This is a genomic window from Empedobacter sp. UBA3239, from assembly GCF_002362875.1.
Taxonomy (GTDB): domain Bacteria; phylum Bacteroidota; class Bacteroidia; order Flavobacteriales; family Weeksellaceae; genus Empedobacter; species Empedobacter falsenii_B.
In genome coordinates, this window is record NZ_DEVJ01000050.1 from 1 (window position 1) to 18052 (window position 18052).

The 18052-nt window shown below is 31.0% G+C and carries 16 protein-coding genes and 5 tRNA genes; 11 read left to right on the top strand and 10 right to left on the bottom strand.

The window, feature by feature from the left end:
- Nucleotides 1-183: 183 nt before the first annotated feature.
- The 6 genes from B4G36_RS07165 to B4G36_RS07190 all read right to left on the bottom strand — a co-directional run bounded on the left by B4G36_RS07165 (nucleotide 184) and on the right by B4G36_RS07190 (nucleotide 1744).
- Nucleotides 184-258, bottom strand: a tRNA-Val gene (locus B4G36_RS07165).
- Between the two features lie 42 nt (nucleotides 259-300).
- A tRNA-Val gene (locus B4G36_RS07170) sits at nucleotides 301-375 on the bottom strand.
- A gap of 42 nt (nucleotides 376-417) precedes the next feature.
- Nucleotides 418-492, bottom strand: a tRNA-Val gene (locus tag B4G36_RS07175).
- A 41-nt stretch (nucleotides 493-533) separates the two neighbouring features.
- A tRNA-Val gene (locus B4G36_RS07180) sits at nucleotides 534-608 on the bottom strand.
- Nucleotides 609-649: 41 nt separating this feature from the next.
- Nucleotides 650-724 (bottom strand) — tRNA-Val (locus B4G36_RS07185).
- 126 nt (nucleotides 725-850) lie between these two features.
- Entirely contained in the window at nucleotides 851-1744 is an 894-nt protein-coding gene (locus B4G36_RS07190; RefSeq protein WP_291063005.1) for a lysylphosphatidylglycerol synthase transmembrane domain-containing protein, read from the bottom strand.
- A gap of 121 nt (nucleotides 1745-1865) precedes the next feature.
- On the opposite strand from B4G36_RS07190, the gene B4G36_RS07195 reads away from it, so the two are divergent.
- Genes B4G36_RS07195 through B4G36_RS07205 form a run of 3 tightly spaced genes read left to right on the top strand, consistent with a single transcriptional unit; the run spans nucleotide 1866 to nucleotide 4054 of the window.
- Nucleotides 1866-2666 (top strand): SDR family NAD(P)-dependent oxidoreductase, encoded by an 801-nt coding sequence (locus B4G36_RS07195; RefSeq protein ID WP_291063007.1) that lies wholly within the window; start codon nucleotides 1866-1868, stop codon nucleotides 2664-2666.
- Entirely contained in the window at nucleotides 2667-3119 is a 453-nt protein-coding gene (locus B4G36_RS07200; RefSeq protein ID WP_188319078.1) for a GNAT family N-acetyltransferase, read from the top strand.
- Nucleotides 3116-4054 (top strand): hypothetical protein, encoded by a 939-nt coding sequence (locus B4G36_RS07205; protein WP_291063010.1) that lies wholly within the window; start codon nucleotides 3116-3118, stop codon nucleotides 4052-4054. The genes B4G36_RS07200 and B4G36_RS07205 overlap by 4 nt, the downstream gene beginning before the upstream one ends.
- A gap of 60 nt (nucleotides 4055-4114) precedes the next feature.
- On the opposite strand, the gene B4G36_RS07210 is transcribed toward B4G36_RS07205, so the two are convergent.
- The 4 genes from B4G36_RS07210 to B4G36_RS07225 are packed head-to-tail and all read right to left on the bottom strand — an operon-like array spanning nucleotide 4115 to nucleotide 8346.
- On the bottom strand, nucleotides 4115-5002 hold the full coding sequence (locus tag B4G36_RS07210) for a DMT family transporter (RefSeq protein WP_115001523.1): 888 nt from the start codon (nucleotides 5000-5002) through the stop codon (nucleotides 4115-4117).
- 50 nt (nucleotides 5003-5052) lie between these two features.
- Nucleotides 5053-5607: a DNA-3-methyladenine glycosylase I gene (locus B4G36_RS07215; protein ID WP_291063012.1), complete on the bottom strand. Its 555-nt coding sequence runs from the start codon at nucleotides 5605-5607 to the stop codon at nucleotides 5053-5055.
- A 12-nt stretch (nucleotides 5608-5619) separates the two neighbouring features.
- Nucleotides 5620-6339, bottom strand: coding sequence for a hypothetical protein (locus B4G36_RS07220; protein WP_291063014.1), 720 nt, complete (start codon nucleotides 6337-6339; stop codon nucleotides 5620-5622).
- A gap of 3 nt (nucleotides 6340-6342) precedes the next feature.
- Complete coding sequence (locus tag B4G36_RS07225; protein WP_291063016.1) at nucleotides 6343-8346, bottom strand: thioredoxin domain-containing protein; 2004 nt, start codon at nucleotides 8344-8346, stop codon at nucleotides 6343-6345.
- Nucleotides 8347-8422: 76 nt separating this feature from the next.
- Between B4G36_RS07225 and putP the strand changes: the two genes are divergently transcribed.
- From putP to B4G36_RS07265, 8 genes are all read left to right on the top strand, one after another.
- Nucleotides 8423-9922: a sodium/proline symporter PutP gene (putP, locus tag B4G36_RS07230; RefSeq protein WP_291063018.1), complete on the top strand. Its 1500-nt coding sequence runs from the start codon at nucleotides 8423-8425 to the stop codon at nucleotides 9920-9922.
- Complete coding sequence (locus tag B4G36_RS07235) at nucleotides 9922-10302, top strand: DUF2750 domain-containing protein (RefSeq protein WP_291051537.1); 381 nt, start codon at nucleotides 9922-9924, stop codon at nucleotides 10300-10302. Before putP ends, B4G36_RS07235 begins: the two co-directional genes overlap by 1 nt.
- Nucleotides 10303-10507: 205 nt before the next feature.
- Nucleotides 10508-12292: a DNA mismatch repair endonuclease MutL gene (mutL, locus tag B4G36_RS07240; protein WP_291051540.1), complete on the top strand. Its 1785-nt coding sequence runs from the start codon at nucleotides 10508-10510 to the stop codon at nucleotides 12290-12292.
- An 81-nt stretch (nucleotides 12293-12373) separates the two neighbouring features.
- On the top strand, nucleotides 12374-13039 hold the full coding sequence (locus B4G36_RS07245; protein WP_291051543.1) for a rhomboid family intramembrane serine protease: 666 nt from the start codon (nucleotides 12374-12376) through the stop codon (nucleotides 13037-13039).
- A gap of 3 nt (nucleotides 13040-13042) precedes the next feature.
- Nucleotides 13043-13930, top strand: coding sequence for a rhomboid family intramembrane serine protease (locus B4G36_RS07250; RefSeq protein WP_291063020.1), 888 nt, complete (start codon nucleotides 13043-13045; stop codon nucleotides 13928-13930).
- 1 nt (nucleotide 13931) lies between these two features.
- A complete protein-coding gene (locus B4G36_RS07255; protein ID WP_291051549.1) occupies nucleotides 13932-14972 on the top strand; it encodes an endonuclease/exonuclease/phosphatase family protein in 1041 nt (346 codons plus the stop codon).
- 33 nt (nucleotides 14973-15005) lie between these two features.
- Nucleotides 15006-16535, top strand: coding sequence for a helicase HerA-like domain-containing protein (locus B4G36_RS07260; RefSeq protein WP_291063022.1), 1530 nt, complete (start codon nucleotides 15006-15008; stop codon nucleotides 16533-16535).
- Between the two features lie 4 nt (nucleotides 16536-16539).
- Nucleotides 16540-17907, top strand: coding sequence for an exonuclease domain-containing protein (locus B4G36_RS07265; RefSeq protein WP_291063024.1), 1368 nt, complete (start codon nucleotides 16540-16542; stop codon nucleotides 17905-17907).
- Nucleotides 17908-18052 lie beyond the last annotated feature (145 nt).

Sequence of the window (18052 nt, forward strand, 5' to 3'; positions counted from 1 at the left end):
AACTTTTGATACTGATCCGTAAAGTTGTTTTCTTTTTTTTGTTGGGAGAAAGTGAAACATGAAAGTAAAAGAAATAATGGTAATACTAGTTTTGTAATTTTCATAAGAATTGATTTATATAAAATTACAAAAAAATAATAAACAAAAAACTCCTTATCAATTCTGATAAGGAGTTTTTTGTTGTGGTCCCTACTGGATTCGAACCAGTGACCCCCTGCTTGTAAGGCAGGTGCTCTGAACCAACTGAGCTAAGAGACCTTGTTTAGAATTTTATTTAAGAGACTTCCTATTGTCTTTATGTGGTCCCTACTGGATTCGAACCAGTGACCCCCTGCTTGTAAGGCAGGTGCTCTGAACCAACTGAGCTAAGAGACCTTGTTTAGAATTTTATTTAAAAGACTTTCTATTGTCTTTATGTGGTCCCTACTGGATTCGAACCAGTGACCCCCTGCTTGTAAGGCAGGTGCTCTGAACCAACTGAGCTAAGAGACCTTTTTAGAGTTTTATTTAAAAGACTTTCTATTGTCTTTATGTGGTCCCTACTGGATTCGAACCAGTGACCCCCTGCTTGTAAGGCAGGTGCTCTGAACCAACTGAGCTAAGAGACCTTTTTATAATTTTATTTAAAAGACTTTCTATTGTCTTTGTGTGGTCCCTACTGGATTCGAACCAGTGACCCCCTGCTTGTAAGGCAGGTGCTCTGAACCAACTGAGCTAAGAGACCTTCGTAATTGGATTGCAAATATAGGGCTGTTTTTGAATAATCCAAATAGTTAAAATGAAAAAATTAAAATAAAATTCACATACAAACCTTAACTCTTTTCATTTCAAATAAATAATTTTTTAGATTTTAAAAAGAAATTTTTGTCTTTTTCTTTTTCTCTTCAATTTTCACCCCTTTGAAGAGGTATATTATTCCGATAAATGAGATAGAAATGGTAATGATAGAGAAAATAAAAGCCGCACTAGTGGCTAAAGTTTCGTCAAAATTGAATCGATGTGCTGCATACATAAATACTGCTTCTCTAATTCCAAAACCACTAAATGATATAATTGACAATATCCCAGAAACCAAAAAGATTAATAAATAAATACTGAAATTTTCTGGATGAATATTTAACCCTTCTAAAACGAAATACAACATCCCAACTTGTATCAATTGTAATACAATCGAATAAATCATCGAGTTATAGAAAGTTTTTTTATGAATAGGGAAAATCATTCCTAAAATAAATGGAACAGCTATAAAACCAACCAAAGAAAGGGTTAATGAACCATATTGTATCCAAGGATAATCAGTAAGATTTGAGAAAAATATTAGGAAGATGATGATTAACAACATGGCACCAAGTCCAATAATTTTGTCAAGAAAAACAGCTTGAGAAATTTCTTTCAGACTGATTTTATAGTTTTTATTCAACACATAAACTTTATATGCATCACCACCAATTCCACCTGGAACAAAAGTGTTGTAAAACATTCCTAAGAAATACAAACGTGCATTTGATTTGTATGATAAATCGAGGTTAATGTCTCGGAAATAATAATCTAATCGGAAAACAGATAAAGCTTGAGAAATAACATACAAGATTACTGCGATGATAATATAAAACCAATTGGCATTTTTGTAGTGACTGAAAATATCAAAGATATGCAGTTTGACAAAAAATATATAATAGATTAAAGCAATACTAATGGTTAATTTGATTGCTGTTATGATGTATTTTTTTGTTTTCGGATTCAATTAAATTCTTTTGAAAATTATAGCACAAATTTATAGATTCTTCGTTTAATCTTTGAAAAAATTATTTATCTACCAATATTTGTCTGATATTATGTAGTTTTGCGGATAAATTAATCGAATCATGCAATCAAAAGTTATTGTAATTACAGGTTCATCTTCAGGTGTTGGCTTGACTTTGGCTAACTATTTTCACGATAAAGGACATCAAGTTTACGGATTGTCAAGAACGGCTAAAGGAGAAGAACGATTTAAGCATATTGCAACAGATGTATCTGATAAAGAAAATGTACAACGTAGTTTTCAACAAATTTTTTCTGAAACTAATGATAAAATTGATGTATTGATTAACAATGCAGGAATTGGAATGTTAGGTGCTGTGGAAGATGCAACTAAAACTGATATCGAGAAATTGTTGGATGTTAATGTGTATGGACCAATTTATACGATGCAAGAGGTTTTGCCTAAGATGCGTTTTCAGAAAAATGGTTACATTCTGAATGTTTCGTCTATTGCAAGTAACAATGGTTTGCCATTTAGAGGATATTATTCTGCTTCAAAATCGATGATAGATCGTTTGATAGAATCTGCACGATTAGAAAATCGACATACAGGAGTAGAAATTGCTACGTTGAATTTTGGAGATATCAAAACTAATATTGCAGAAGGTCGTGTGAAAACTTTTGTTTCAAAATTTTATCAAAAAAGATACGATGCAATGGTTGCCGATATCGATCACGAAGTGCAAGATGGTACACCAACAGAAGATTTGATTCCGATTATCGAAAATATTTTGGCTCAGAAGAATTTGAAACCACATTATTATATTGGAAAATCGATGCAGAAATTTTCTGTAACCTTGAAAAATATTTTACCTCAAAAAATGTTCGAAAATATTATTGCAAAATACTCAAAATTAGATTAGATGGGAGAGGTTATTTGGCATTACAAATTTTTTGATGATTTAACATCGAAAGAGCTATATAAAATAGTGCAATTGCGCAACGAAGTTTTTGTGATTGAACAAGAATGTATTTACCAAGATTGCGATGATAAGGATTTGGTTTGTGGACATCTTTGGGCAACAATTGGAGATGAGGTTGCAGCGTATTCTCGAATTGTACCAAAAGGAATTTCGTATGAAAATGAACCTTCAATTGGTCGTGTAATTTCGAATCAAAAGTTTCGTCGTTATGGATTAGGAAAACAATTGATGAAAAATTCGGTTCAAGTCATCGAAAATCAATTTAAAACATCTGAAATTAGAATTTCTGCTCAATCTTATTTGAAAGAGTTTTATTCATCGTTTGGTTTTGAACAAGTTTCGGAAGAATATTTAGAAGACGATATCCCACATATCGAAATGTTGAGAAAATGAAATTCTTAAAATACTTTTTCATTACACTATTTTCAGCTTTCATTGTATTAGTTTTGGTTGATGTCTATTATTCGAATCAACTCAAAAAAATGGCTTTGTTTAGCGGAGAAGTGCAAGAATGGAATCAAATAAGAGAAGGAAAAACGAATGTTGAATTGGCTATTTTTGGTTCTTCTCGAGCATTTATTCAAATTAATCCGAATATTTTAGAACAAGATTTAAAACTGACCACGCATAATTTTGGATTAAACGGAAGTAAATTCAAAATGCAATTGTATCGTTTCAATTTGTATTTGAATCATAATCCAAAACCAAAAATAGTTGTTTGGAATTTAGATACTTTTTCGTTTTCACACATTGATGAAGTTTTTCAGCCAAATCAATATGCACCTTTTATGTTGTGGAATTTTAAACTTTATGGTACATTAAACGAATATAAAAACACAAAATTGGTCGATTTTATAGTGCCGCTTTATCGTTACAGAGATCAAATGTATTGGAAAGATCAAATTGCAAGGGCGAAGAAAGAAAAACTGCATAAAGACGGACTTTTTCGTGATGATGGTTTCAAATCATATAACCGAAAATGGAATGTTGATTGGGGGGAAATGAAAAAGAAAAACTCTGATTTTGACTTTTCAGATTATGCTTTGTTAGAAGAATTAATTGCAAAATGTGAACAAGAAAATATTCAGTTAATTTTTACAATTTCGCCCGAATTTTATAAAGGTCAAGATTACATGTTGAATCGAGAAGAAGTGATTAATCGTTATCAAACAACATTACAAAAGCATCATCTTCCGTTATTAGATTATTCGACTGATTCGATTAGTTTTAATCAAAAATACTTTTATAACACAACGCACATGAATTACAAAGGTGCGGATGCTTTTACAAAAGAATTAGCAAAAGATTTGAAAAAATATATAAAATAAAAAATCTCGTAAACCAAATGGTTTACGAGATTTTTAGTTATTGTTGAAGTAATGTTTAATCTAAATTACTTCAACTTTTTTTTCTTTTTTCTGTGTTAAATAAACGCCTGATAAAATCATTCCGAATCCAAATAAATGGATCCACATTATTTTTTCTCCAACCAAAAATCCCCAAAAAACAGAAACTACGGGCATTAAATAAGTCACCATTGAGGCAAACATCGAACCTGTAGATTGTATCAATCGGTAGAATAGTATCATCGCTAAAGCAGTTCCTAAAAGTCCTAAAATAGCAACAAAACCTAAGCTTTTTAATTGTTGTTCAGTTCCTTCGAATACATCAAAAAATCCTGAAATAATTAAAATGAAAATTGAAGGTAATAACCAAATTGTGAATAAAGCCGAGGATAATTGAAATGATGGAACGTCGTTTAAATAGCGTGTTAAGATTAAACTATTCATTCCATAAAGTGCGGTTGCTAATACAATTAATAAACAATGTAAAAGACTATTTTCGCCAGAAAAACCATCGCCACCAATTAATAAAACAGCTCCAATAAATCCGATTATAGCTCCCAAAACTTGATTTTTAGTTCCTTTGATATTGAAAAATAAGGCTCCAAATAGTAAAATAAATAATGGAACTAAAGAATCTAAAATTCCAGCCGTTGAACTAGAAACGTGTGTTTGCGCCATTGGAAATAAAAACATTGGAATGAAATTTCCGCAGAAACCAGCCAATGCAACGTATTTTAATTTGTTTTTCGGAATCTTAAATAGACTTGGAATTCCCCAAATTGCCAAAACTCCTCCTGCAATTGTTAGTCGTAATGCTCCAACTTGATATGGTGTGTATGCGACCAATCCTTGCTTGATGAGAATAAACGAGCTTCCCCAAGTTAGCGCCAAAACGCCAAGGATGATCCAATGTTTTAGTTCGATTTTCATTTTTCTAAGTTTGCGCAAAGATGCACATTTCAGATGATTTTATTGAGTTGTTATTTACAAAAACAATCTGTTGTATGGTCATTTACCATTCCGGTCGCCTGCATATGCGCATAAATAGTGGTTGAACCAAAGAATTTGAAGCCACGTTTTTTCAAATCTTTTGCAATTTGATCCGAAATTTCGGTTGTTGCAGGAACTTCTTTTATCGAATTCCAATTATTGATAATCGGTTTTCCATCAACATATTTCCAGATAAAATCTGAAAAAGAACCAAATTCTTTTTGAATTTCTATAAATAATTTTGCATTATTAATTGCTGCCGAAATTTTTCCTCGATGACGAATAATTCCTTCATTTTGTACCAATTCATCAATTTTAGTTTCATCAAATTTGGCTACTTTCTCTACATTAAAATCAGCAAAAGCTTTTCTAAAATTTTCTCTCTTTTTAAGAATTGTGAACCAACTTAATCCTGCTTGAAAAGATTCGAGAATCAAAAATTCGAATAAAATTTTATCATCTTTTACAGGTTTTCCCCATTCGTTATCGTGATAATCGATGTAATCTTGGTCTTTATTTACCCAAGCGCAACGTGTTTTTTCCATAATGTAATTTTGTTAAGGAGATATAACAATAAATTTAGAACAAAATTTATCTTCATTATTAGTCCATGTATTTTCTTTCTGGATAGATTCGTATTTTATCAAGTTTATTAAAATTTTTAATTGGTTATTCCGATTTTTAGTGATATGATAACTTTTTAGATTATAAAATCCAGAAAAATTAATTACAAATTTATTTAATTTATCTCGTTCAAATTTATAGACATTTGCGCCATGAGAATTTGGAGTGTGAAACTTTAAAGTAAAAATAGTATTTCCATTATCTGAAATTATTGGATAATCATCTATTACATAAATTGTATTGTTTAAAGTGTTAAATAGTAGATAATTATTAATTTCAAATGCTTTTAAATTGAAAATGTATAAATGATTGATTTTATCAACTAATTCGATTTTTTGTTTCTTGTTACACTGATTGAAATCAATAATACTTTTATCTTGTTCATTATTGATTTTAGAATTAATGCAATTATTCGTTATTTTATTTTTATAAAGTTTATCAAATTCTTTCTGAATTGAATCAATATTCTTATTTGTATTTCTGGTTAATGAGATGCTATCTTTTAATAAAGAATTAAACGCTTTATTATTTACAAGTTCAATTTTAGTGTAAAAATCACTTGAGATATTAAATTCAAAATCATCACAATCTAATTCTTGAGCATTAGAAAAAATTGTAAACAGAGTTAGGAAAAAAGTATAAAATAATCTCATTATCTAAATGTTTTTATAAGCCTCTTCAACCGAATAAACGGGTAATTGACACGTATAATTTTCGCAAATATGAATGGATGTTTTATTTTCGATGAATCGGTTTTGAGTGATTTCTAAATTCTCGGTTTTTGAAGCAACAAAAATTGCATTCGGAACATAACATTGTTGAATTTGTTTCGAGAATTTTAATGCATTTTCGCCAACGATTACAATTTCTTTGAACGAATAAGCGAAATTTAGATATAATTGAATCCAATTTGCAAAACCAGTTGGATAATCGTGAATTTTTTCTTCGATATTGGTTAACATTTGTTTCGCTTGTTCAATGTATTTTTCTTGATTGAGAATCTTCCCTAATTTGAACAAATTATTTGCCATTACCGAATTTGAAGATGAAATAACATTGTCATAAATTTCAAATGTTTCATTAACCAAAGGCGTGTCATAATGCGATTTGTACGCAAACATTTTATTCTTGTGATTATAAAATTGATTAAAAACTTCTTCTGTTAAGGTTTGAGCAGTTTCTAAATAATGCATTTCCGAAGTGACTTCATAAAGCTTAATTAACGCTTCAATCATTAAGGCATAATCATCCAAAAATCCGGGAATTGTAGTTTGGTTATCTTTATAATTTCTGAATAAAATTTCACCATTCCATTGATTTTCTAAAATAAAATTGGTTGCATTTTTTGCTAAATCAAGATATTCATTATTTTCAAAAGTGATAAACGCATCACAAAAACCTTTTATGGTTAAAGCATTCCAAGAAGTTAAAACTTTTTCGTCGCGATAAGGTTTTATGCGCTGTTCACGAATTGGATTAAGAATTTTTTTCCATTGAGAAATTTTGGTTTGAAGTTCTGTTGTTTTAATATTTTGCTTCGTAGCAAAATCTTCGTCTTCTGTCAATCGCATTAAAATATTATTACCATGTTCCCATTCTCCAAATTCATTAACATTGTAATATTGCTGAAATAAGTCAAAATCATTTTTCAAAATTGTTTTCAATTCATCCGATTTCCAAACATAATATTTTCCTTCTTCACTTTCAGAATCAGCATCAATAGCAGAATAAAAAACACTTTCAGGCGAAAGCATTTCATCTTTCAACCAATTAATTGTTTCTTCGACAACTGTTTTATATTCTTCTTCTCCAAAAACTTTATATGCATTCGAATAAAGCGAAAGTAATTGCCCATTATCGTAAAGCATTTTTTCGAAATGAGGAACTTTCCAATACGGATCAACTGAATAGCGCGAAAAACCACCTTTTAGTTGATCGTAAATTCCACCAAAAGCCATTCTATCCAATGTTATTTTTGTTTGAATCAAACAGTTTTCATTTTTTGTTTGTGTACCATATCGCAAAATGGTTTCCCAGGCATTTGGTAACATAAATTTTGGTGCACGATTAAAACCTCCCCATTCATCATCAAATTGTTGTTGCCAAAACTCAAATGTTTCATCAATTTTATTTGTTGAAAAAGTTGAAGATGATTTCAATTCGATCGTCTCCATTTTATTCAAACCATCAGCAATAGAGTTGACGTATTCCATTGTTTTAGCTTGATTGTGATGATACAAATGATTGATGTTTTCTAAGAGTTCAATCCATTGAGCTTTCGGAAAATAAGTTCCGCCATAAAAAGGACGACCATCAGGCAAGGCAAAAATATTCAGCGGCCAACCACCAGATTGATGAATTATTTGCGAAACATTCATGTACAAAGCATCTAAATCAGGGCGTTCTTCACGATCAATTTTAATACAAACAAAATTATCATTCATTACCTTTGCAACTTCTTTGTTTTCAAAAGATTGATGTTCCATCACGTGACACCAATGACAAGCTGAATATCCAATTGAAATAAGCAAAGGTTTGTTGACTTTTTTTGCATGAATCAAAACTTCGTCACTCCAACTTTGCCACCAAACAGGATTATTTTCGTGTTGTTTCAAATACGGACTTGTCGCTGATTTTAGATTATTTTGTTGAAAATTCATGATTCTTGTTTAGAAATTTAAAGTTCGTACATTTTTTGTGGACGAAAAATTATATTTTCGATAAAAATTAAAACACATGAACATTTACGAATACATTTCTATTGGCGCATATATGGCTCTGATGATTGGAATCGGGATTTACTCCTACCGAAAGTCAACAAGTAATTCCGAAGATTTTTTGATTGGAGGAAGGAAAATGGGAGCAGCTGTTACGGCGCTTTCTGCTGGTGCTGCTGATATGAGTGGTTGGTTGTTAATGGGCGTTCCAGGAGCAATGTATTTTACAGGTTTGTCGAGTGCTTGGATTGCAATTGGATTGACAACAGGATGTTTTTTGAACTATATTTTTGTCGCACCGCGATTACGAATTTATACAGAAATCGCTCAAAATTCGATTACATTACCCGTATTTTTTGAAAATCGTTTCAAAGATAAATCGCGTTTATTAAGAATTGTTTCTTCAATATTAATCTTAATATTTTTTACATTATATACTTCTGCTGGAATGGTTTCTGGAGGCAAATTGTTTGAATCTGCTTTTGGATTAGATTATATGACTGGACTTTGGATGACAAGTTTTGTAGTTGTATTATACACTTTTTTAGGTGGTTTTTTAGCGGTAAGTTTAACTGATTTCGTACAAGGGACGATTATGGTTTTGGCTTTGGTTATTGTTCCGATTGTAGCAATTTCTGAAATTGGTGGAGTTGGTGAAACCTTTTCGTTGATTAATGATAAAGGCGATAAATATTTAGATTTATTTAAAGGTACAACAACAATTAGTATATTATCCTTGATGGCTTGGGGGTTAGGATATTGTGGTCAGCCCCATATTTTAGTACGTTTTATGGCGATTGGAAACCCGAAAGATTTAGCGAAAGCTAAAGATATTGGAATTATATGGATGATTTTTACAATAGGTGGAGCACTTTTAGTTGGTTTAGTTGGTATCGCATATTTAATGAAATTTGATCAAACAACAATGTTAAAATTTGATGGGTCTAAAACAGAAGCAGAAACGATTTTTATTTATTTTTCACGTGTTTTGTTTCATCCATTAGTTGGTGGATTTTTATTATCAGCAATTTTAGCAGCTGTAATGAGTACAATTTCTTCACAATTATTAGTAACATCAAGTTCGTTAACAGAAGATATTTACAAAGCATTTTTGAACAAAAAAGCAACACCAAAACAGTTATTAACAGCAAGTCGTTTATCGGTTTTAATTGTAGCATTAATCGCGGTGTTGTTGTCATTAACACCAAAAGATTCTATTCTAAATTTAGTTGGAAATGCTTGGGCAGGATTTGGATCTGCATTTGGACCAGTAATCGTTTTCTCTCTTTTTTGGAAAAAAACTTCTTGGCAAGGAGCTTTAGCAGGTATGTTAACAGGAGGAATTGTTGTCTTAGCTTGGGTTTATGTAAATCACGATTACAAAGATTGGTATGAAATGATACCTGGGTTTTTATCTTCGGTTATCGCAATTTATGTCGTTTCGTTAATGACTCAAAAACCGAATCAAGAGATTGATAAAGAATTTGATGAAATGAAAGCTGTTTTGAAAGAGAATTAATGCATCCAAAAGAAATAGAAAATATATTAAAGTTAAATCCTTTTGATCGTTATCAATATTTTATTCGAAAAATTGCTGATTGGGAAATTGCTTATACATTGATTTTTCCTGATGGTGATTACGCTATTTCTATAATTAATGATAAAAAAATATTTCCAATTTGGTGTGCAAAGGAATTTGCTGAATTAACAAAAAACGATGGTTGGGAAAATTGTGAAGTATTGGAATTGACTTTTGATGATTTTGAAGAAACTCTTTTTGATTATATTGATGAAAATCATTTATTGATAAATGTGTTTCCTACAGATAAAACTGGTTTTGTTGTCAGTTTAGAAGAGTTTGCTAGAGATTTGAAAGATGAATTAGAACAATATCAATGAAATATAAAAAAATAGGTAGAGGCATTTGTTTACCTTTTTTATTGCTGAAAATTATGAATTTATTATTCAAAAGTTAAAACTTAAAACTTAAAAAATTGTTGATAAGTTTCACTTGTAGAGAATAAGGTCAAAAGAGAGATTTGTTTGTATATTTGTAAAGTTTGATTAAAAAAATAGTCAAAATTAAATCAATTTATACGAAAAGATGAACGATATTATTCAATTACTGCCAGATCATGTAGCCAATCAAATTGCCGCAGGAGAAGTTGTACAACGACCAGCTTCTGTGATAAAAGAATTGATTGAAAATGCGGTGGATTCTGGTGCAACTTCTATTCAGGTGATTGTAAAAGATGCTGGCAGAAGCTTGATTCAAGTGATTGATAATGGTTCGGGAATGAGTGTGACGGATGTTCGAATGGCTTTTGAACGTCACGCAACTTCAAAAATCAGAAAGACAGAGGATATCTATAATATTCATACAAAAGGTTTTCGTGGAGAGGCTTTGGCGTCGATTGCTGCGGTTGCACAGGTAGAAACGAAAACGCGTCGAGAAGAGGATGAGGTTGGTTCGCAATTGGTGATTGAAGGCGGAGAAGTTCGCAACCAAGATCCTGTTGTTTGTCCAGCTGGAACGTCTATTTCGGTAAAAAATCTTTTCTATAATGTGCCTGCTCGTCGTAATTTCTTAAAATCAAATCAAGTTGAATTTCGTCATATTCAAGATGAGTTTCAACGTGTTTCGATGGCGCACGAAAACATTAGTTTCTTTTTACATCACAATGATGCAGAGGTTTATCATTTGAAAGCCGGAAATCTGAAACAACGTATTGCTCAAATTTTTGGAAAAAAATTAAGTTCACAAATTATATCCGTTGAAGAAGATACAGAAATTGTAAAAGTGAAAGGTTTTGTGGGGAAACCAGATGCTGCAAAAAAATCGCGTGGCGAACAATTTTTCTTTGTGAATAATCGCTTTATTCGTAGCGGATATTTGCATAATGCAATCGTAGACGCTTTCGAGAGTTTGTTGCCAATGGGATATAGTCCTTCTTATTTTTTGTATTTAGAAATTGATCCGTCAAAAATTGATATTAACATTCATCCAACTAAAACAGAAATTAAATTTGAGGATGAAGCATTGATTTTTACTATTCTTAGAGCTGCTGTAAAACACGCTCTGGGACAATTTAATGTAATTCCTTCGTTGGATTTTGAACAAGACCCAAACTGGGCTTTTATTCCGTCAGCGACAGAAGATACGGAAATTAAAATGCCAGAAATTACGGTTGATTCTAGTTTTAACCCTTTCGAGCATCAACAAACAAGAGCGCCGAAACCATCTGATATTCGTGCGAATATGGATTTTTATAAAGATGCTGTTGAGTTAGAAATTGAAAATAATCATGCGCATCAATTATTTGAATCTGAAGATTTTCATGATAGTTTTGAAGTAATTCAATGGATGAATCAATATTTGGTTGTTGAATATCGTGGCGAATTGTTAATCATCGATCAACATCGCGCGCATCAAAAAATATTATTCGAAAAATTTATACATTCAAATAATGGAAGTGCTTTGGTACAACAAATGCTTTTCCCGATAGAGTTGGAACTTTCGCCAAATGATCGTCAGAAATTAATCAATGTAGAACATCAATTGTTGAATTTTGGTTTTGATATATCGTTGGATGAAGAAGCGATACAGATTAATGCGATTCCTGTTGATGTGCAACAAGAGGATGTTGTGTCTGTTTTTATGGATTTTATCGAGGAATTGGAATACCAAGAATCAATTGAATTAGAAAATACGTTTGCAAAAATTTTAGCAAAAAATGCAGCTGTTAAAAAAGGAGTTTCATTAAAATCTGAACAAATGCAAACTTTGGTTGAAGAATTGCTAAGACTACCAAATCCGAATTATACGCCATACGGACGCCCAATTTTTGTGCAGATGAATACGGCTGATATCAAAAAAACATTACAATAAGAGATGAGACAATCTATTCCACCGATTACAAAGAATTTACTTATTATAAACGGTTTGTTCTTTTTTGCAACATTTGTTTTTATGCAGACTAGACAAATCGATTTGAGAGTGATTTTAGGTGCTTTTTATCCAGAATCTCCCAACTTCAAATTTTGGCAAATTTTGACGCATATGTTTATGCATGCCGACTTTTCACATATTTTGTTTAACATGTTTGCATTGTGGATGTTTGGTTCTGTGGTTGAACAAACTTTTGGACCAAAAAAATTCTTGACGCTTTATTTGTTAGCTGGTTTAGGCGGTTTTATATTGTTTAATGCAGTTAATTACTTTCAAATAGAGCAGTTAAAAGATGCTGTTCAAACGCAAGGAATAGGTTTTAGTCAAATTTATGAAGCTGCAAAATTAAATATGCAAGGTGGATATCATACGAATTCAATTATTCAAAATAATCAAGCTGCGTCAGAACTTTTGACAAATTATGTAACACCAATGGTTGGTGCTTCTGGTGCTATTTATGGTTTGTTATTGGCTTTCGCGGTTTTATATCCAGACGAAAAATTAATGTTAATCTTTTTTCCAGTACCAATTAAAGCAAAATATTTTATTCCAATTATGGTGTTAATTGAGTTTTATATGGGATATCAAAATATCGGAAATGTAGCACATTTTGCGCATTTAGGAGGTGGATTGATTGGTTTCTTGTTAGCAAGATATTGGAAAAAGAATTTATATAGATGGAATTAAAAAATGGCAAATAATATCTTAGACGATTTAAAATTAAAATATTCATCAGGAAATAGTGCAACAAAGTTGATTTACATTAACGTTGTGGTGTTTTTCACATTGTTAATTATTGATTTTGTTCTTCGAACGGTAGTAAATTCTACGATTACAACAACTGGTTTGTTTGCTTTGTCATCTTTCGATGATTTGATTGTCAGACCTTGGCAAATCCTAACATATTCTTGGTTACATGGCAATCTTTTTCATTTGATAATGAATATGGTTTTGTTGTATTTCGTTGGGCAAATGTTTTTGCAACAATTTCAGAACCGAAATTTAGTTACATTCTATATTTTTGGAGGAATCGCTGGTGGAATTTTCTTTTTATTGTTTCAGAATATATTCAATTATTCACATTTATTAGTTGGTGCTTCGGCAGCGGTTTATGCAGTTTTTTTTGCTATGATTTCGTATAATCCGAAAATGCCTGTTCGTTTGTTATTGATTCCAACTTCATTTCCTTTGTTGTATGTTGGTTATGTATTTATTGCATTCGATGTGTATAATATTATTGCTAATCAAAATGCGGGCGGAAGTATTTCGCATTTGGGAGGTGCTATTTTTGGTTATCTTTATATGAAACAATTTGAGAGAGGAAATGATTTTTTAGGTAACTTTATTTTCAAAATAGAGCAGTTATTTAAGAAAAAAGAGAAATCAACTTTCAAAACATATAAAAATACTTCTTCAACTTTTTCGCGATCAAATGTTCCGAAAGATGATTACGATTTTAATCATCAAAAAGTTGAAAAACAAAAGAAAATTGATGTAATTTTAGATAAGATTTCTCGTTCAGGTTACGAGAGTTTGTCCAAAGAAGAAAAAGACTTTCTGTTTAGAGAAGGTAGGTAAAATGAGTATAATCAGTAAGTTTAAACTAAATTATTTCAATCGTTTAGTACTAACAATTAATATCGTTTTTTTGTTGGTGGCTTATTGTGTCTATTTAAATAAAATTTTTACGCCTACAGAAATTCCATATTTTAACTTCATTTCGATCGGTTTCCCAATATTATTTGCATTCGGAGCAATGTTTTTACTGTATTGGTTACTGTTTAGCTGGCGACATTTTTTATTAATTTTGGTTCTTTCAGCCGGATTATTTTACCCAATTTATCTTTCATATCCAATTATACAATTCAATAAAGTTGAAGACAAAAAAGCTGATTTATCTGTATTGACATATAATGTACATGGTTTTAAAGAAGAAGGAACAAAAGAGCTTTTGATTAAGAATAAAGCTGATATTATGTTGCTTCAAGAGGCATATGAAGGTCAACAGAAAAGTCTAAAAAATAAAGAATTCAAAAATTATTATTCAGAATTTTATGGTTTATTGACAATTTATAGTAAATATCCTATTATTCAAACAAAAAAAATAACACCTGATGATAATGAAGAATTGAATGGACTTGCCGCTTATGCTGATATCGATTTGGGAAATGATACGATTCGTGTGATTAATGTTTATCTTGAGCCAATGTACATTGATAAAGCGATGGTGAAAGAAATTATTCAGTCTGATGATTCGCGAACTGCTGAAATTTCGAGTCGAAAAGTTGAGTTAAAATTGGTGCAAGGAATGCAAAAACATCAAAAACAGTTAGAAGCGATTATTCCATATATCACATCTTCGCGTCATCCAGTTATTTTGGGAACGGATCTTAATTCGACTCCAGTTTCTTACGAATATGAGAAGTTGAAAAAATATCTTCACGACTCTTATATAGAAGTTGGAAAAGGAAATGCGACAACTTTTCATGGATTTAAATTTCCAATTAGAATTGATTATTTATTTCATTCTAAGTTATTTAAACCTATTGAGGCACATGTTATTCGAAAAAAATTCTCGGATCATTATCCAGTAGCTGTAAAATATAAAATTTCAGAATAAATTTTTCCTATATTTATTCAATAATCAATCAAAATGAACCAGAAAGAAAGCTTTATTCAAGACATACAAAGTCGTTATTCTTTTAAAAACGATAAAATAATTTTAGGCAAAGCCAAATTAGATGGCGAAATTGTAGAAGAAGCTGAAATTTCAGTTGCGCTAAAAACAATGAATCGTCACGGGTTGATTGGTGGTGCAACGGGAACTGGGAAGACAAAATCTTTGCAGATTATCGCAGAGCAACTTTCTTTAAAAGGCGTTCCAACATTATTGATGGATATCAAAGGAGATTTATCAGGGATTGGAGCAGCTGCAAATTCGGAAGATAAAAATGCGCAAGAAAGAATGGAATCGCTTAATTTGCCTTTTGATCCGCAAGCTTCTCCTGTCGAATTTTTGTCTATTTCTGATGAACCAGGAGCAAGACTTCGTGCGACTGTAAGTGATTTTGGACCAATTTTATTCAGTAAAATTTTAGAACTGAATGAAACACAAGAAAGTATTATTTCAATTATATTCAAATATTGTCAAGATCGTAATTTACCTTTGATTGATTTGGAGGATATTCGACGTGTTTTGCAATATGTGACAGATTCCTATGAAGGAAAATCAGAATTAAATTCGAATTATGGAACAATTGCGCCAGCGTCTTTGGGAACTATTTTGCGTAAAATTGTTGCATTAGAACAACAAGGAGCAACAAAGTTTTTTGGAGAACCAAGTTTTGATGTTCAAGATTTATTGAAAACGAAAGACGGAAAAGGAATTGTAAATATTATTCGTTTGATTGATATTCAAAATCAGCCCAATTTATTTTCAACTTTTATGTTGAGTTTATTGAATAAAATTTATTCTCAATTCCCTGAATCTGGAGATTCTGATAAACCGAAATTGGTTATTTTTATTGATGAAGCACATTTGATTTTTAAGCAAGCTACAAAAGCTTTATTGAATCAAATTGAAACAATGGTAAAATTAATTCGATCAAAAGGTGTAGGATTATATTTTGTAACGCAAGTTCCTGGTGATGTTCCTGATACGGTTTTGAGTCAATTAGGGCTTAAAGTTCAACACGCATTAAGAGGTTTTACAGCCAAAGATCGTAAAGAAATTACAAAAGCGATAGAAAATTATCCGACAACAACCTATTATAAAGCGGATGAGGTCATCACTCAATTAGGAATTGGAGAGGCTTTTGTGACGGCTTTAGATGAAAAAGGGATTCCAACTCCTTTGGCGTATACGTATATGCGAGCGCCGAATTCGAGAATGCATATTTTAACTTCAAATGAAATCGATACGATTACCTCAAATTCAGATTTAGTGACTAAATATGCAACAGATATTGATTGTGAATCTGCAAATGAAATTTTATCGAAAAAGTTAGAACAACAAAAAAATATAGAGAAACCTGCTGCTAAAGCAACTTCAACAAGAAGTGTTCCTAAGGAAAAAGATTGGACAGATAATCCTGTTGTGCGTGATGTAAGTCGTACTGCAACTCGAAAATTGATGGATTTTGGAATGAAAATGTTAACTAATTTTTTAAAAGGAAAAAAATAAGCACGTGTACGCGATTTTAGATATAGAAGCGACTGGCGGAAAAGTAGGAGAAGAGTCAATCATAGAGATTGCAGTGTATAAATATGATGGAAAAGAAATTGTAGATCAGTTTATATCATTAGTCAATCCTGAAAAAAAGATTGACCAATATGTACAAAGATTAACGCATATTTCGGATAAGATGGTGCTGACAGCGCCTAAATTTCACGAAGTAGCAAAACGTATAGTTGAGATTACAGATGATTGTATTTTAGTTGGACATAATGTAATGTTTGATTATAGAATGCTAAAACAAGAATTCGATCGTTTGGGTTATAATTACGAAAAAGAATGGATTGATACGTTCGAATATAGCGAAAAATTAATTCCAGGATTACCTTCATATTCTTTAGGGAAATTATGCGAATCGCTTGGAATTTTAGTGACAGACAGACATAGAGCTTCTGGAGATGCAAGAGCTACAATTTCTTTGTTTAAGTTGTTGTTAGATAAAGATTCGGAGAAAATAATTACGAAAAAAACAGGTTTAAAACAACCTAAAAAAGCACATTCTAAATATCAGAAACTTCTTGAAGGTTTACCTAATTCTATCGGGGTTTATTATTTATACAATAGCCGAAAGCAACTTATTTATATTAGTCGAAGTAATAATATTGCGCGATCTATTAATCAAATTTTTACATCAAAAACTCTAAAAGCAAATAAACTTAAGCGTTATACTCGTTCTATAAAATTCGAAGAAACCGGTAGTGGTTTTCTTGCTGCAATTAAAGAAAATAACGAGGTCTTGAATAATCAACCAATGTATAACGTAAAGTTGGTTGAGAATAAAGTTTATCCTTTTGGATTGTATTATTTGGAGTCTAAACGTGGTTATTCGAGATTAGAAATAGGGAAAGTTAGAAAGACACAACCTGTTTTGAAATTTAAAACTAAAGAACGTGCAAAAGAGGTTTTAGAAAAAATCGTTCATGATTATAATCTTTGTCAACAAGTAAATGCGGGAATTAAATCTGATGAATCTTGTTTCCAATATAAAGTAAATAAATGCAATGGAGCTTGTGTAAAAGAGGAATCTAAAGAAGTTTATAATGAGCGAATTCAAAGTTTTATTAAAACAACTGAATATCCTTCCGAAACTTTTTTGATTATTGATAAAGGACGAAAAGGAATTGAAAAATCATTTTATTTAGTTGAGAATGGAGAATTTAAAGGATATGGTTATTACGAATATCATCATCAAATAAAAACGTTAGAAAAGATTCGCAATATCTTAATTCCGATTAAAGAAACGGAAGAAATAAAAAATATGCTCAAATACTTTTTGTATAAAGTTTCTTCTAATTCTAATCAAATCATTATTATTGAATAATTATTTCGAATTATATTCTTTAAAAGAAGAAAATATTGTAACGTCCTGAAAAAATGATACAGGATTAGACCAATAAAATTTTATTTTAAACAGTACATATATTCGTATTTGTACTGTTTTTCTTTTTGTACGATTTTGGTATTAA

Bases quoted from the DNA above. Each gene is read 5' to 3' on its own strand.
- B4G36_RS07245 (WP_291051543.1), top strand. From the start codon at position 12,374: ATGCAGACTAGACAAATCGATTTGAGAGTGATTTTAGGTGCTTTTTAT.
- B4G36_RS07200 (WP_188319078.1), top strand. From the start codon at position 2,667: ATGGGAGAGGTTATTTGGCATTACAAATTTTTTGATGATTTAACATCG.
- mutL (WP_291051540.1), top strand. From the start codon at position 10,508: ATGAACGATATTATTCAATTACTGCCAGATCATGTAGCCAATCAAATT.
- B4G36_RS07210 (WP_115001523.1), bottom strand. From the start codon at position 5,002: ATGAAAATCGAACTAAAACATTGGATCATCCTTGGCGTTTTGGCGCTA.
- B4G36_RS07205 (WP_291063010.1), top strand. From the start codon at position 3,116: ATGAAATTCTTAAAATACTTTTTCATTACACTATTTTCAGCTTTCATT.
- B4G36_RS07215 (WP_291063012.1), bottom strand. From the start codon at position 5,607: ATGGAAAAAACACGTTGCGCTTGGGTAAATAAAGACCAAGATTACATC.
- B4G36_RS07225 (WP_291063016.1), bottom strand. From the start codon at position 8,346: ATGAATTTTCAACAAAATAATCTAAAATCAGCGACAAGTCCGTATTTG.
- B4G36_RS07250 (WP_291063020.1), top strand. From the start codon at position 13,043: ATGGCAAATAATATCTTAGACGATTTAAAATTAAAATATTCATCAGGA.
- B4G36_RS07220 (WP_291063014.1), bottom strand. From the start codon at position 6,339: ATGAGATTATTTTATACTTTTTTCCTAACTCTGTTTACAATTTTTTCT.
- B4G36_RS07260 (WP_291063022.1), top strand. From the start codon at position 15,006: ATGAACCAGAAAGAAAGCTTTATTCAAGACATACAAAGTCGTTATTCT.
- B4G36_RS07235 (WP_291051537.1), top strand. From the start codon at position 9,922: ATGCATCCAAAAGAAATAGAAAATATATTAAAGTTAAATCCTTTTGAT.
- B4G36_RS07195 (WP_291063007.1), top strand. From the start codon at position 1,866: ATGCAATCAAAAGTTATTGTAATTACAGGTTCATCTTCAGGTGTTGGC.
- B4G36_RS07255 (WP_291051549.1), top strand. From the start codon at position 13,932: ATGAGTATAATCAGTAAGTTTAAACTAAATTATTTCAATCGTTTAGTA.
- putP (WP_291063018.1), top strand. From the start codon at position 8,423: ATGAACATTTACGAATACATTTCTATTGGCGCATATATGGCTCTGATG.